This window comes from Candidatus Nitrotoga sp. 1052, assembly GCF_927312905.1.
Classification (GTDB): domain Bacteria; phylum Pseudomonadota; class Gammaproteobacteria; order Burkholderiales; family Gallionellaceae; genus Nitrotoga.
Map to the genome: position 1 here is coordinate 25,722 of NZ_CAKMHQ010000061.1, position 14,338 is coordinate 40,059.

At 47.9% G+C, this 14,338-nt stretch carries 13 protein-coding genes and 2 pseudogenes; 12 read left to right on the forward strand and 3 right to left on the reverse strand.

Annotated features, from left to right (window positions below; all coding sequences use genetic code 11):
- Positions 1–55: 55 nt before the first annotated feature.
- Both MJ768_RS12115 and MJ768_RS12120 read right to left on the reverse strand, forming a co-directional pair.
- Positions 56–1,237: a branched-chain amino acid ABC transporter substrate-binding protein gene (locus MJ768_RS12115; protein ID WP_239292114.1), complete on the reverse strand. Its 1,182-nt coding sequence runs from the start codon at positions 1,235–1,237 to the stop codon at positions 56–58.
- A 505-nt stretch (positions 1,238–1,742) separates the two neighbouring features.
- Positions 1,743–2,120 (reverse strand): c-type cytochrome, encoded by a 378-nt coding sequence (locus MJ768_RS12120; protein ID WP_239292131.1) that lies wholly within the window; start codon positions 2,118–2,120, stop codon positions 1,743–1,745.
- A gap of 253 nt (positions 2,121–2,373) precedes the next feature.
- On the opposite strand from MJ768_RS12120, the gene lgt reads away from it, so the two are divergent.
- The 11 genes and pseudogenes from lgt to MJ768_RS12175 form a co-directional block, all read left to right on the forward strand.
- Positions 2,374–3,171: a prolipoprotein diacylglyceryl transferase gene (gene lgt / locus MJ768_RS12125; protein ID WP_239292115.1), complete on the forward strand. Its 798-nt coding sequence runs from the start codon at positions 2,374–2,376 to the stop codon at positions 3,169–3,171.
- 624 nt (positions 3,172–3,795) lie between these two features.
- Positions 3,796–4,401, forward strand: coding sequence for a cytochrome c3 family protein (locus MJ768_RS12130; protein ID WP_239292116.1), 606 nt, complete (start codon positions 3,796–3,798; stop codon positions 4,399–4,401).
- A gap of 42 nt (positions 4,402–4,443) precedes the next feature.
- Positions 4,444–6,654, forward strand: coding sequence for a molybdopterin-containing oxidoreductase family protein (locus tag MJ768_RS12135; protein ID WP_239292117.1), 2,211 nt, complete (start codon positions 4,444–4,446; stop codon positions 6,652–6,654).
- Between the two features lie 3 nt (positions 6,655–6,657).
- Positions 6,658–7,512, forward strand: coding sequence for a 4Fe-4S dicluster domain-containing protein (locus MJ768_RS12140; RefSeq protein ID WP_239292118.1), 855 nt, complete (start codon positions 6,658–6,660; stop codon positions 7,510–7,512).
- Between the two features lie 77 nt (positions 7,513–7,589).
- Positions 7,590–8,954: an NrfD/PsrC family molybdoenzyme membrane anchor subunit gene (gene nrfD / locus MJ768_RS12145; protein ID WP_239292120.1), complete on the forward strand. Its 1,365-nt coding sequence runs from the start codon at positions 7,590–7,592 to the stop codon at positions 8,952–8,954.
- Positions 8,955–9,482 carry a DUF3341 domain-containing protein gene (locus tag MJ768_RS12150; RefSeq protein WP_239292122.1) on the forward strand — a complete coding sequence of 176 codons (528 nt, stop codon included), beginning with the start codon at positions 8,955–8,957 and terminating at the stop codon, positions 9,480–9,482. It begins immediately after the preceding gene.
- A gap of 71 nt (positions 9,483–9,553) precedes the next feature.
- Positions 9,554–10,018 carry a c-type cytochrome gene (locus MJ768_RS12155; RefSeq protein WP_239292123.1) on the forward strand — a complete coding sequence of 155 codons (465 nt, stop codon included), beginning with the start codon at positions 9,554–9,556 and terminating at the stop codon, positions 10,016–10,018.
- Between the two features lie 13 nt (positions 10,019–10,031).
- Positions 10,032–11,045 (forward strand): hypothetical protein, encoded by a 1,014-nt coding sequence (locus MJ768_RS12160; RefSeq protein WP_239292124.1) that lies wholly within the window; start codon positions 10,032–10,034, stop codon positions 11,043–11,045.
- A gap of 8 nt (positions 11,046–11,053) precedes the next feature.
- On the forward strand, positions 11,054–11,653 hold the full coding sequence (locus MJ768_RS12165; protein ID WP_239292125.1) for a glutathione S-transferase N-terminal domain-containing protein: 600 nt from the start codon (positions 11,054–11,056) through the stop codon (positions 11,651–11,653).
- The gene (locus MJ768_RS12170; protein WP_239292126.1) at positions 11,650–12,054 is read left to right on the forward strand and encodes a ClpXP protease specificity-enhancing factor; all 405 of its coding nucleotides are present in this window, start codon (positions 11,650–11,652) and stop codon (positions 12,052–12,054) included. The genes MJ768_RS12165 and MJ768_RS12170 overlap by 4 nt, the downstream gene beginning before the upstream one ends.
- Positions 12,055–12,105: 51 nt before the next feature.
- Positions 12,106–12,661, forward strand: a pseudogene (locus tag MJ768_RS12175) (IS4 family transposase); the annotation flags it as partial.
- Positions 12,662–13,124: 463 nt separating this feature from the next.
- Here the strand turns inward: MJ768_RS12175 and rpoH are convergent.
- Positions 13,125–13,985: an RNA polymerase sigma factor RpoH gene (gene rpoH / locus MJ768_RS12180; RefSeq protein ID WP_239292127.1), complete on the reverse strand. Its 861-nt coding sequence runs from the start codon at positions 13,983–13,985 to the stop codon at positions 13,125–13,127.
- A 123-nt stretch (positions 13,986–14,108) separates the two neighbouring features.
- Between rpoH and MJ768_RS12185 the strand changes: the two are divergent.
- A pseudogene (locus MJ768_RS12185) lies at positions 14,109–14,282 on the forward strand (IS4 family transposase); the annotation flags it as partial.
- Between the last annotated feature and the right edge of the window lie 56 nt (positions 14,283–14,338).

Genomic DNA, 14,338 nt, shown 5'->3' on the forward strand with positions numbered 1-14,338 from the left:
TCACAAACAAAAAACGACACGCAAAGTGTCGCTTTATTTTTCAATCCAATCTTTATCAATGCGCGGATATCGCGGTATTCCCGCCTATGGTTTGCAGCGGCTGCCACTTGCCTTGCTGTACTTGGTACAGTGTTACTGCGCCGCCTTTAATGTCGCCTTTTTCGTCGAAGGCGATGTTCGCGGTCACGCCACTATGGGTAATCTTGGCGAGTTCGGGCAGGTATTTCGCTGGATCGGCTGAAGCGGCTTTCTGCATCGCGGCGATCATCACGTTTACCGCATCATAACAATAGGGTGCATACAGCTGAATGGGTTGCTTATATTTTGCTTCATAGCGTTGGGAGAAGTCTTTGCCGCCGGGCATCTGTACCAGTGGCACGCCAGGCAGCGAAGCATAAACTCCATCGGCGGCATCGCCAGCCAGATCAAGCAATTTTGGCGTGTAACCGCCATCGCCCATTACAAATTTAACATTTAAACCAAGCGCCTTGATCTGCTTGGCCATTGGTACGCCTTGTGGATCCATGCCGCCAAAAAATAGCAAATCGGGGTGCTTGCCCTTGATGGAGGTCAGCACTGCAGTGAAGTCAACCGCTTTGTCAGTGGTGTATTCGCGTGCTACGATTTGTGCTCCGTTGGTTTGTACAGATTTGATGAATTCGTCGGCCAGTCCTTGGCCATAGGCAGAGCGATCGTCTATAACTGCAATTTTTTTTGCATTCAGGGTATTTGCTGCGAATTCGCCCAGTGCCTTGCCTTGCTGCCCATCGTTGGACATCACGCGGAAGGCGGTCTTAAGGCCTTGGGCGGTGTAACTCACCGCTGTTGCGGAAGGGGAAATCTGGGGGATGCCGTTATCGCTGTAGATCCTGGAAGCCGGAATAGAGGTGCCGGAATTGAGATGGCCGATCACGCCATTCACTTTTGCGTCTACCAGCTTTTGTGCCACGATAGTAGCAGTTTTCGGGTCCGCTTGATCATCCTCGCTGATTAGTTCAAAACGTGCCTTACGTCCGCCAATGATGACCCCTCTGGTGTTGGCGTCTTCTATCGCCATGCGTGTACCGTTCTCATTATCCTTGCCGATATGAGCTTGCGGCCCGGTGAGTGGGGCAGCGGCACCGATCTTCACCACTAGTTCATCAATGCCGCTGGTAGCAAGTATTTTTGATTCGCCGCAAGCCGCGAGGATGGCAATGGACAGGGCGAGGAGCAGTGATGACTGGTTATGCGGCATGATGGGTTCGGAGGAGAATAAGTTATCGAATGAATTATGTTTGGCATGCTACATGCTTGTCAATTTTGCATATTCCGAACTGTGATGGAACGTAATAATGTAACCAGTGTACGTTGACTATATTATTTTTATTAAAATAATAATTTGATTGCTCGCAGCAATACTTATTTAGCCATCTTCTATACTTTCTGGATGCATTTATCTGTGCGTAGTCAATTATTTTTTGTCAATTGAGTGTCAGTCGGAACACGAAGATCATCAAACTTTAAAACGCAAGAAGATACCGCATTTAACATAATATGCATTGCATGGTCATGCGTGTCAATTTGTTACATGTCAGGAATTGCAACAGAAGTGCCAATGAATTAAAGCCAGCGTAAACTGGCTTTAAGGTTTGTTCTGTTTGCAAACTTTGACACCATTCATTAAGCAATCGATTGAATTGTTGTGCAGAAAGCAGAAGTCGGCTGACGCCGACTTCTGCTAAGAGAAATTAGCCCCTTGATTACTTCGCCAGATCCAGCACGAAATGAACCAGTGTTTTGATGTCCTCATCTTTTACTTTAGGAGAATTGGCAGTCATTGGTACGGTACCCCAGTTGCCAGTACCACCCTTGGATACTTTCATGATCAGGCCTTCTTCCAATGACATTTTCTTGGCGCCAGCAGTAGCACTGCCAGTTGGTGAAAACGCATATTCTTTAACGCCCTTATACTTCTTGGAAACATCCATCCAAGCGGGGCCGACCAATTTTGTATCAATTTTGTGGCAAGCAGTACAGCCGCTTTTCTTGGCCAATTCCGGCATCTCAGTTGTTGCTAAAACGCTACCTGCTGCCATTAGGCCTGCTGCTGCAATCATGCTAACGATGATAGATTTCATTTTCTTAAGCTCCATTATTAAGTTTTCCTTCGATTAAACTATTAGACATTGCTGCCCATGCCATTTTAACTAACTCTATCTTGTTTGCAAACTGTAAGGCACTAGACAGTGTTGACAATAACGCATATCTCTAACTGGTCGTTGACAAAGCCTGCTTCAGCGTAGCAAATTTCATTTGCAGCGTGCCAGAATAGGCGCGTAATTAAATCACGTATAATAATTGTCTTAAAAATATCATTGATACACGCTCAGTATGCTCATTCATCCCCAGTTTGATCCCGTGGCCATTCACCTTGGCCCCTTTGCAGTACACTGGTACGGATTGATGTATTTAGTTGCCTTTATGCTATTTCTATGGCTGGGAAAATTGCGCATTCGCACGCTCAATCGCCCTGGATGGGATGACAAAATGATGGATGACCTTCTATTTTACGGCATTCTTGGTGTCGTACTGGGTGGGAGGCTGGGTGAGGTGCTGTTTTACAACCCTAGTTACTATGTGTCTCGCCCGCTTGAAATTCTCGCGGTGTGGCAGGGTGGTATGTCATTTCATGGTGGTTTTCTCGGCGTACTTGTGGCGATGGCACTTTTTGCACGTCAGCACAAATTGCCCTGGCTGCAATTGATGGACTTTATTGCCCCCCTGGTGCCGCTGGGGCTGGGCGCAGGACGCATCGGCAATTTTATTAATGCTGAATTATGGGGGCGGCCTACAAATGTGGCTTGGGGGATGGTATTCCCTAATGTGGATGATGTGCCGCGCCACCCTTCTCAGCTTTATGAATTTGCACTGGAAGGCTTGGTCCTGTTTGCGCTTATGTGGCTATATTCGCGCAAGCCGCGTCCAGTAGGTGCTGTATCTGGTTTGTTCCTCATCGGCTATGGCAGCTTCCGCTTCTTTGTCGAATATACACGTAACCCAGACGACGGCATATTTGGCCTAATGAGTTTTGGTATTAGCATGGGCCAATGGCTCAGTCTGCCAATGGTGATTGTGGGGCTAGTGTTATTGCTACGGGGACAGCGAAAATCGGCTACAGGGCACCTCTAAAAATCAAATTTTCGTCACAATACGGCGTTACTCAAAAAAAATTATCGCTTACATATCAACTATATGCAGCGCTAAAATTTTTTACTCGTGCCTTGTCTTGCCTAGAAACTTGAATTTTTAGAGGCGCCCTACACCTAAATAATTCCATTCGCTCTTGTTCGATTCGACGCCAGCGATTTTTCTATTAGGGCTCGATTCCAGCATGGTGGATTGTCATTTGGGTATCTATAAAAATTTCCCATCAATCGCAAGTAAAGATGGGATTTTGATTTGTTGGAGACGCAACATACACAACAGTTATTGGTTATGCAAAAAAACCATATAAGAAAATCATGTAATGTTATGTTTATATGTATTTTTATGTGCAAAGTTTGTGCAAGAGTTAGCGTACTATAATTTTGTAATGTTAACTTTAGTTATTTCGTACTGTTGACTTTATTTTCCAAACTGGACATTATGCCGTCGTTTTATCGCATCTATCCCTTGCGGATTGATCCGCACCAAATAAGTATGTAAATGCTTAAGCGATATTGCGTCGTTTTAAATTACCTGTCGTAAATGTGATATGCATGTCGATGTTGTCCTGGTCGGCAGTCTAATTGTTTGTTGGGGGAGCTACTTACGATGTATTGTTTTTTACGTTTGTCCGTTCTGCTTGTTGGATTGATTGCTTCCGCTGGCAGCTATGCCGTTAATGCGGTGCAGCCCCTCACTACAGCTGACGACTTGGGTCCTAAAGTCGAACAGCCAATTGAGTTTCCCCATGACCGTCACGCTGGTGATGCTGCAAAAGGCGGTATGCAGATAAATTGCATGTACTGTCACACTTATGCGCGCCGTAGCATTGTGGCAGGCATTCCGCCGTTGCAGAAATGTATTGGTTGCCATCAAAGCATCGAGTCGGTGCGGGAAACCCCGCGTATCAAGAAATTGTTCGAGTATTGGGAAGCTAAGAAAGCAGTACCTTGGAAAAAGGTGCATGACCTTCCTGATTTCGTGCGCTTCAACCATGAGCGTCATATCCAGCGTTTTGTTTTTGCGCAGAACAAGCCGGTGCAGGAAGCTTGTGGTTATTGCCACGGCGATGTGAAAACAATGACGGTCGCGCGTCGCCAAAAGCCACTCTCCATGGGTTGGTGTGTGAGCTGTCATCAGAAAGATCACCCGGTAGATGCAACATCCACAAAAACGACTCACGGCCCGAACGACTGCTGGCAGTGTCATAAATAATCGGCGCGTTCACAAGATAAAGATTTCCAAGAGGTATCAGCAATGATTGAAAACAGTTTTAATCGGCGAGATTTTCTGAAGGTGCTGGGGTGGGGTGGTGCGACGGTCGCTTTAAGCGGATGTGGCAATACCTCAGTTGAGGATGGAAAGGAATTTGTAACTTCCTATGTCCAGACGGCGGACTATATCATTCCTAGTATTGGCACATACTTTAACTCGACTTGTGCGCAGTGCGATGCTGGGTGCGGCATTATGGGGCGAGTGCGAGAAGGTCGCGTGCTTAAGCTGGAAGGCAATCCCAAATCATCCATTAATAACGGCAAAATGTGCGGTTTAGGGCAGGCCGGAGTGCAGGCGCATTACAACCCAGATCGCATACGAGAGCCGCTGTTGCGCAATGGTGATAAAGGCGAAGCGATAACATGGGAAAAAGCGTTGGGGTTAATCAACGAAAAGGTTGGCGGTGTGAAAGCAGAGAATGTCGCCTTCCTGACAGGTGGCGTCAGTGGACATGTCAAAGCATTATTGAAAAATTATCTAGATGCACTGGGTTCCGGCCATCATTATGTTTATGAGGCAGTTGCACCGTCAATTATGCGTGCAGCTAATAAGAAGGCTTATGGCATAGAAATGCCGAGATTACGTCTGGACAAGGCCAAGGTTATCGTTTCATTCGGGGCAGATTTCCTCGGTGCGTGGATCTCACCGGTACATTTCTCCCAGCAGTACGCTCGGTTCCGCAAGGCTGATAATGGCGAGCGCGGGGTGCTGGTGCAGGTTGAATCCAAGATGACATTAACTGGTGCGAATGCGGATCGTTGGCTGGCTATACGTCCCGGTACCGAGGGCATCCTGGCGCTGGGATTGATTAATTCGCTAGCTGCTGCGGGATTGTCCGTTCCTGGAGATGTCGCTGCTGCTGTGAAGGATTACACCGCAGATCGGGTGAGCAAAGATACCGGGGTGTCTAATGAGCATATAGGCAAGCTTGCCGCGTTACTGAAGGAGCGTAGCCCTAGCTTAATAATTGCCGGTAGTGCTGCCGAGGGCTATGCGCATGGTTCGCAGAATGCCACTGCTATCGCATTATTGAATCAAGTATTAGGCAACGTCGGTAAGACGGTAGAAGCTCCATCTGGTGTTCCATTTCCGCAAATGGCGCCTACTCCTGGCAACCGCTTTGCACTACAGGCACTCAATGACAATATGGCGCAAGACAAGGTTAAAGTACTATTTAGCTATGGTGCAAACCCAGTGTTCACCGCACCTGCTTCCATGAAACTGAAAGAAAACTTAAAGAAGGTACCGTTCAAGGTGGTTTTCGCTCATTACATGGATGAAACCGCAGTAGAGGCCGATTTGGTGCTGCCGTTGGATTCTGCTTTGGAGGACTGGGCGACTGCGATGCCGGAATATATTGCCGAAGGTGCGCAGTTGAGTATTCAGCAACCGCTGATGGAAAAGTTATACCCCGGTACGCTTGGCATGGGTGACATCCTGCTTGCGTTGCTCAAGCAACGCCGGCCAGATGAATACAAAGGCTATGAAGATTTTTATTCTTACTTGCGTAGCGCAATGGTGTCGAACAAGGGTGCATTGGGCGGTGCGAATGAGGATGATGATACATTTTGGGACACAGCTCTAAGCCGTGGTGTAGTCAAGTTGGTGGGTACACCTGTCAATATATCAAGTAATGCATCTGCCAAAGGTTTGGTGGTGCCTGCCCCGTTTGTGGAAGATAGTGCGTATCCGCTGCACCTGATTCCGGCAGTGAGCGCCAGCTTACGTGATGGCCGCAATGCCAATGAACCTTGGTTGCAGGAATCCCCGGATCCGCTAACTACTATCGTGTGGGATAGTTGGGTGGAGATGCATCCCAAGACCGCCGCCAAGTTAGGCATTGTGGAAGGCGATATTGTCGAAGTAGCTTCAAAAAGCGGCGCTATTAAGGCGCAGGTCTATGTGTTTACCGGCATTCATCCCGATGTAATTTCAGTGCCGTTGGGCTATGGTCATGAGGCGATGGGACGTTATGCAAAGGGTATTGGTGTTAATGCCTTCAAGATTCTTGACCCGGTTTTCGACAAAGAAACCGGAGAATTGGCAATGCATGAGACGCGCGTTAAAGTCACCAAGGCTGGGCAGCGTGTGATTATAGTTAAAGATGAAGGCCCTGCCGGTGGCAATCAGATGGGTAGAAAAATCGCGGTTAGGATGTCATCTAGTAAAGTGAATCTTTCGGAGGAGGTGTAAAAGGTGTCCATTACCAATTTATTAGAAAACTGGTCTGACTTCCGCCAACAGCATCCGTCGGACGACAGGCCGCACCGGGAATACAAATGGGCGATGAGCATAGACCTGGATTCATGTACCGGCTGTAATGCTTGTAGCGTGGCATGTTATGCAGAAAACAATCTACCCGTGGTTGGCAAGGAGAAATTTGCACATGGGCATTCCCACCATTGGATACGTATCGAACGTTACTGGGATAATGATGGCCGCGAATTTGCCGATCAGGGGGCGCAGTTTCTGCCCATGTTGTGCCAGCATTGTGAGTCTGCACCGTGCGAAACAGTATGCCCTGTTGGTGCTACCAATCACACGGCAGATGGTCTGAACTCGCAGGTTTACAACCGCTGCGTCGGCTCACGTTACTGTAACGCAAACTGCCCGTATAAGGTGCGCTACTTCAACTGGTATAACTATCCAACCATTGACAATGTGTGGCCGGAACCGATGAATCAGCAGCTCAATCCAGACGTGACCGTGCGCAGCAAGGGTGTGATGGAGAAATGTACATTCTGTGTGCAGCGATTAACAGTCGCCAAGAGCGATGCACGTACCAAAGGGCGAAGTGTACTTGATGGTGAAGTACAAACTGCCTGCCAGCAAGTCTGCCCGACTGGAGCTATATCTTTTGGTAATCTGGTCGATCCAGAGGCCAAGGTTGGAAAACAGTGGATGAAGCAGCAGGTTGATCTGAACAAGGATAAACAAGCAAAGGACGCAGCAGAAGAGGCCGTCAAGCTGCGCGGTTATCGCATTTTGGAAGAGTTGCGCACTTATCCGTCGGTAATGTATTTGGAGCAGTTGCGTGAAAGCGCTATTTAAGCCGCGCAATGGGGATGTCGCGTGGGAAGCGGCATTGAAGTTACTTTCACGCAGGCACAAGGGGAGGAAATAGAATAATGGGAAAAGATATACGCGAAGATATAGCTTGGGCACAGATTAACAAAGATGTGCTTAAGAGCTTGGAGAGTCCAAGAAGGATGTACTGGGTGATTTTATTTATCGCAATTGCCATGATAGGTGTGGCGGTGGGAAGTGAGATTTACCAGTATACGACCGGTATGGGTGTTTCCAATAAAAACAATTCTCATGTATGGGGTTTGTATATCGCCACCTTCATTTTTTGGATAGGCATGAGCCATTCCGGGACTTTGCTGTCGGCGATTCTGCATTTAATGCATGCAGATTGGCGTAAGCCGATCTACCGATTTGCCGAGGCAATGACCACCTTCTCGTTGATGACGGCAGGCTTGTTTGTCTTGGTGCACTTGGGCCGTTTATGGCAGGTCTATTATGTGATGCCTTACCCTAATGAGCGCTGGGTGTGGCCAAACTTTCAGTCACCGCTAGTATGGGATATGTTCGCGATTGCCACCTATTTAAGCTCTTCGGTCCTCTTTCTTTATGTCGGCATGATTCCTGATCTGGCAATTTGCCGCGACAATATTCATGCGGGCTGGCGTAAGAAGCTGTACACCGTGATGTCACTTGGCTGGGAAGGAACTGACCGCCAGTGGCGCAACTTCCGAATCACATATCTAACGATAGCTTGCTTCCTGATTCCGCTGGCAGTTTCCGTTCATTCCATCGTGGCTTCTGACTTTGCTATGTCGAATATGCCGGGCTGGCACGTAACATCGTTCCCTCCATACTTTGTTGCGGGTGCCTTGTATTCCGGTTGTGCGGCGATCATCACGCTTTTTATTATCTTGCGATATGTGTTCAGATTTGAAGAGTACATGACGTTGCCTATAATGAAAAAGCTGGTACGCCTGACCTTCGCTATTGCGATGGTGTGGACTTACCTAAATCTGATCGAGTTCGCTTCAGTATGGTATGGACATGACCAGACAGCCAAGGATCAATTAATTTTTAAGGCTACTGGTCCTTATGCACCATTCTTCTGGGCAATGATTTTCTTCGGGTCCATTTTGCCATTAATGCTTGCTTTCAAACGTTTCCAGACTCACCTCCCGATATTGTTCGTAGTGTCGATACTGCTCAACGTGGGGATGTGGCTGGAACGTTGGATGATCATCGCGCCGAGTTTTGCGCACGGTCACTACCCTTGGACTTGGGATCATGATCAATGGCCAAGCTTAGTGCAGTGGGGCATCGTGTTCGGTAGCTTTGGCTGGTTCACTTTATTGTTTATGGTGTTCTGCAAGGTATTCCCATCCGTTTCTATGTATGAAGTCAAAGAAATGGTGTATCACCGCAGTCTAGCACTGAAGCACAAACCTGCTGTGAAGGGAGAATACTAAATGAGCAAACGTCATTTACTGGCACTGTTTAACGATTTTGATGAAGCCGTAGCTGCAATTGCCGAATTACGCGGGTCCAATATCAAGGGATTTGACATGGACGACATGATACTCAAGTCGCCCATTGAGCATCCCGAAGTTGAAAAAGTGTTGGGCGACAAGCCAGTCCATGTGCAATGGTTTACATTGATTGGAGCTTGTATGGGTGGTCTGCTAGCTTTCTTCCTTGTTGCGAGCGCGCAGGCCAACTTTTTCTCTCAAATTAAAGGTGGTAAACCAATTGTGCCATTGCCGCCTGATTTCGTGCTGACGTATGAAATGTTTATTCTGGGTGGCGTATTCATCACCATCTTGGGTTTCTTGATTTGCGCAGGCTTACCGGCTAAGCGGTCATCGTTATATAGCACTAAAGTATCGGAAGACCAAATTGGTATTTTGGTGAAAGGGGATGAGTCGGCACTAGCTGCGTTTAAGACGATTTTTATCAAGCATAAGGCACTTGAGATTCAGGAAGAGGCGGGAAAATGATGAGATTACCCTTGGCAATTGTATTGCTGTTAGCACCTGCGTTGGCGCAAGCATGGCCATGGTCGGACGACATGGCGAACCAGATTAGTATTAAACCACAGGAAAGTGCGGATTTGAAAAATCCTGGAATGAGGCCATATCCAAAACATTCAGTTCCAACTTCTGGTACTTCATCTCTGGTGAAGGATATGGGTGCATCAGAAAAGCAGTTGAATCCGATTCCAGCAGACGACAAGTCAGTGGCGCTTGGCGGGAAGCTGTTTCAAATTTATTGCACCCCTTGTCACGGATATTCTGGCAAAGGTGATGGATTAGTTGGAGCGAAATTATTATTAAAGCCGTTTGACTTGACAGCTGAACAAACGAAAGGGCGGTCTGATGGTTTCATCTGGGGCTATATGACGTTCGGCGGTGCGGTCATGCCATCGTATGCTAATGATCTGTCAGCTACCGAACGCTGGAATGTAATCAACTATGTGCGCAAGGTGCTGCAAAATGGGCAATCCGCCGTGGCAGTAACGCCTGCAGCCAAATAAGGGAGTGCAGCAAATGATTTCGTATAGCAATTGGTCAGTTTTGACAGCTAGCTTTTTAGTGGTGCTTTATCTTGCGCTGGGGGGAGTGACATTGAGTGCGGTGTTGCATTTGGTGGGCGCCCAATGGCGCTACGAAATTCGCCGATTAGCGGTATCCTTATTTGCGCTTTTCCCGCTGGCATTCGTATTGCTGATCATACTATTGGTTGGCGGTGAAAACACCTTCCCATGGTTGAGCACGGCCACTGAGCATGGACATCATCTGCCTGCTTGGCATAACTACACATTTTTGGTGACACGCCAAGTGCTTGGTATGCTGGCAGTGATGACTATTTTTTGGGTATTTATCAAGCGGCAGGAGGTAAGTGATCGCAGCAAGGAAGATCAGCAACGCTTTCATAAAATTGCAAATTGGATTCCCTATACTTTTGTATTATACGGCACTATGGTAGCGTGGGACTTTGAGATGACGCTGGTGCCATCTTGGCACAGCGCGATTTATGGCATGCAGCATTTTATTAGCAATTTTAATATGTTTATGGCCTTCTTGGTTACTTGGATTTACATATTGAATACGCGTGGTAAATTGGTGCGCCCAGTTGAAGATTATGTTTACAACTACCTTGCGCAGATGATGTTCGCATTCACTTTACTATGGGTATATACTTTTTTTGCACAATATTTAGTCATCTGGTATCCAAATCTTCCAAACGAAGTGGATCGCGTGATGGGTATGCAGAATGGCGACTACAGCGTGCTATGGTGGTCGATGATAATTCTAAAACTGATTATCCCATTTACTGTACTGGCCATGCGACCGTCACGGCACTCACCGCCAATTATTCTGACAGTGGCTGCTAGTATTATCCTCGGTACGCTGTTTGAAAGATATATTTGGATATCTGGTGTAAACGGCACTGGCACTATGCCAGCGCTTGCCGTTCTTGTTATTACCCCGGTACTGGCCGTTACCGGATTCCTGCTGGTGCGTCGCATGATGGCCCGTAGTCATCTGATAAAAGTGTGAGCCGCGCCATGATGACGCTTTACTCGGGAACAACAGACCCGTTCAGTCAGCGCTGCCGTATCGTGTTGTATGAGAAAGGGATGGATTTCCAAATCATTGATGTTGACGTGTTCAACAAACCCGAAGATCTCGTGATAATGAATCCATATAATATGGTACCAGTGCTGGTAGAGCGTGACTTGGTGCTATATGAGTCCAATATCATTAATGAATATATTGACGAGCGATTCCCACATCCGCAGTTGATGCCTGCCGATCCGGTAATGCGTGCGCGCGCTCGATTATTTTTACATCGCTTCGAGAGCGAGATGTTTTGTCATATTGGTGCACTGGAAAGTGGAGTGCAAAAGACCGCTGATAAGGCACGCCTATCAGTACGCGACAGCCTGACGCAGATTGCCCCGATTTTTGCCAAACAAAAATTCATGCTGAATGATGAATACTCCATGCTCGACGTGGCAATCGCCCCATTGCTATGGCGATTGGATTATTATGATATTCAACTTGCCAAGGAGGCTGCGCCACTGATGAAATATGCTGAACGATTGTTTTCGCGTCCGGCTTATATTGAAGCGATGACGGCAGCCGAAAAAGCGATGCGAAAGTGAATGAGTTTTCCACAAAACCATATTTCATACGTGCGATTTACGACTGGTGTTCCGACAGTGCTTTAACTCCCTATTTGGCAGTGAAAGTGAATGAGCAGACGCGAGTGCCAAAGGCGTATGTTAAGGATGGCGAAATCGTTATTAACCTTAGCATGGATGCAGTGCGTAACCTGAATATTGGTAATGAGGAGATTACGTGCGGTGGGCGCTTTGGCGGTGTCTCGCATGGACTGGTTGTGCCGATAGCTGCGGTGATTGGTATATTCGCCAAGGAAACGGGGCAAGGGCTGGTGTTTCAGGGAAATGACTCCATACCAACACTTCCAACGGATAGTGGAAGTGCGCCTTCGCCAGGCAAACCTACGCTCCCTAGCAAGCCTCGACTCAGGGTGGTTAAATAAAATTTTTGTAGAAATACTTCACGGCTTGCTCCTTCAAGCGGTACAACATTTATGCATCAAGCGCAGGCATTCGTTGTCATTCGTGGCAAATCCAATCTGCTCTTTCGTCGTATTTACTCTCGCCCCGCGGACAAGTCCACGGGACTGTGCTTCGATCAAACCATTGTGTTGACCGCGCCGAAGGCCGGCAAGGATTACCCGCAGCACCTGCGACGCATCAAATTCTGCGATGCTGAACATGGCAGGCATCTGGTCTTCCTGACCAACAATTTCACCTTGCCAGCAGCGACAGTTTGCGCTCTCTATAAGGCACGCTGGCAGGTGGAACTGTTTTTCAAATGGATCAAGCAGCATCTGCGTATCTAAAAGTTCTACGGCAACTCAGAGAATGCGGTGAAGTCGCAAATCTGGATCGCCGTATCAGTCTATGTCCTCGTCGCTATCGTCAAGAAGCGCCTCAATCTGGACGCTTCGCTCTACAATTTTGTTACAGATATTTTCGCTCACCCTGTTCGAGAAAATGCCCATTCAGCAAGCGTTTCCGGGCAGCGACTACAAATCCGAACAGGATAACGACTGCAATCAATTGAATCTATTCACGTTTTAATCGGACAGCAGTGGTCTGTATATACGCCGCTGGGGGCCTAGAATCCTTGTTTTACAATCTGGTGGTGCGTGAACAATCTGTGGCAGCGGAAACGCGTTGTGCTGGAACGATGGCTGCAGATTCGCTCGACGGTATGGACACACTGGTTCAGTGATTGAGTTTGGTTGCGGAAGAAGCCTTCCCGATCACTGTCGTGGCACCGTGGCACGTTAAATAACCGCTGACCGACGGCCTGGTGGCGCAATAACTGCGCATGGAATTTACCGGACTTGCTTTCAGGGACGGTTTCAACCGGAAGTCTTCGATATACACCTTCCCGAAACAGCGCGGCGACCCAAGATTGCGAGTGTAGCAGCACCGTCAGCAGTAAGCAGTATGAGTTCGTTCGTTTCACCCCCAGTTGTTCCACCGTTCGGGTGACGCAAGGTTGGGGCTGGATGTCTAAAGTTGAGTAGAGAAATAGCTAAATGGCGGACAGCATTGTTAATTGCATTTTCGCCATGGCTTTTTGCTCAATCTGGCGTATGCGTTCGGCTGACACGCCAAACTCATTTGCGAGATCGTGTAGCGTAACAGTGTTGCCCTCGCGAAGCCAACGAGCTTCAATGATTCGACGGCTGCGTTCGTCTAAGCTCGCCAGTGCGCGTGTTAAGCCCATGCTTTGCTGTATTTCAAGTTGTTTCTTCTCAAGGACGCAAGATGGCTCGCTATCCGCAGCAGATGCCAAGTAGGCGATAGGTGCATAGCTATTATCGTCTTCATCGTTTGTAGCTGGTTCCAGCGCCACTTCGTGGCCGTTGAAACGGGCTTCCATCTCTAATACTTCACTTGTACTGACCTTTAACTGCTGTCCAATTAAACTGGCTTCTTGCGGCTTGAGTGATTCCAACCCCTGCTTCATACTACGCAAATTGAAGAACAGCTTGCGTTGAGCTTTCGTGGTTGCAATCTTTACAAGGCGCCAGTTGCGCAGAATATATTCATGCATTTCAGCGCGTATCCAGTGCAGTGCGAACGATACCAACCGCACACCATGATCTGGGTCGTAGCGTTTGACTGCTTTCATCAGGCCGATATTGCCCTCTTGGATTAAGTCTGCTTGTGGTAGGCCATAACCAGCATAGCCGCGCGCCACGCTGACTACCACACGTAGGTGCGAGACGATGAGCTGACGTGCCGATTCCAAGTCATTATCGCGGATGAAGCGGATTGCCAAGCTTCGCTCCTCATCTTGCGTAAGTAATGGGAAACGATTCACGGCTTGTATATATCGATCTAAGCTACCCACTGCCGAGGGTGTCGGCAACGTCAAGGTTTGATTCATTATCATATCCTCTTAAAATTGAATTTTAGCACTCAATGTCTTCGAGTGCCAAATCGACTTGTAGATTAAATTGGCGAGCAGACTGTCGGGCTTCTGGTTTTGTAGCTGCATAACAATTGCAACGAGAGTTTGGGTGTCGATCTCACCAATACGGTCTACGCCCTGGATGTCACGACCATCGACTTGTGCCTGTCGCTTTTCCCATGGGCGCCGTTTCGTTCCACCAAGGCGGCCGTCAAGCTGCATAAGCTCCTGGATTTGCGCGGCAACATCCCGTTTTTCATCCACATCTCGGACGTATAGTGGACCCCGATATTCAGACAATAAATTAAGGTGGTAACCTGCTGTAATTG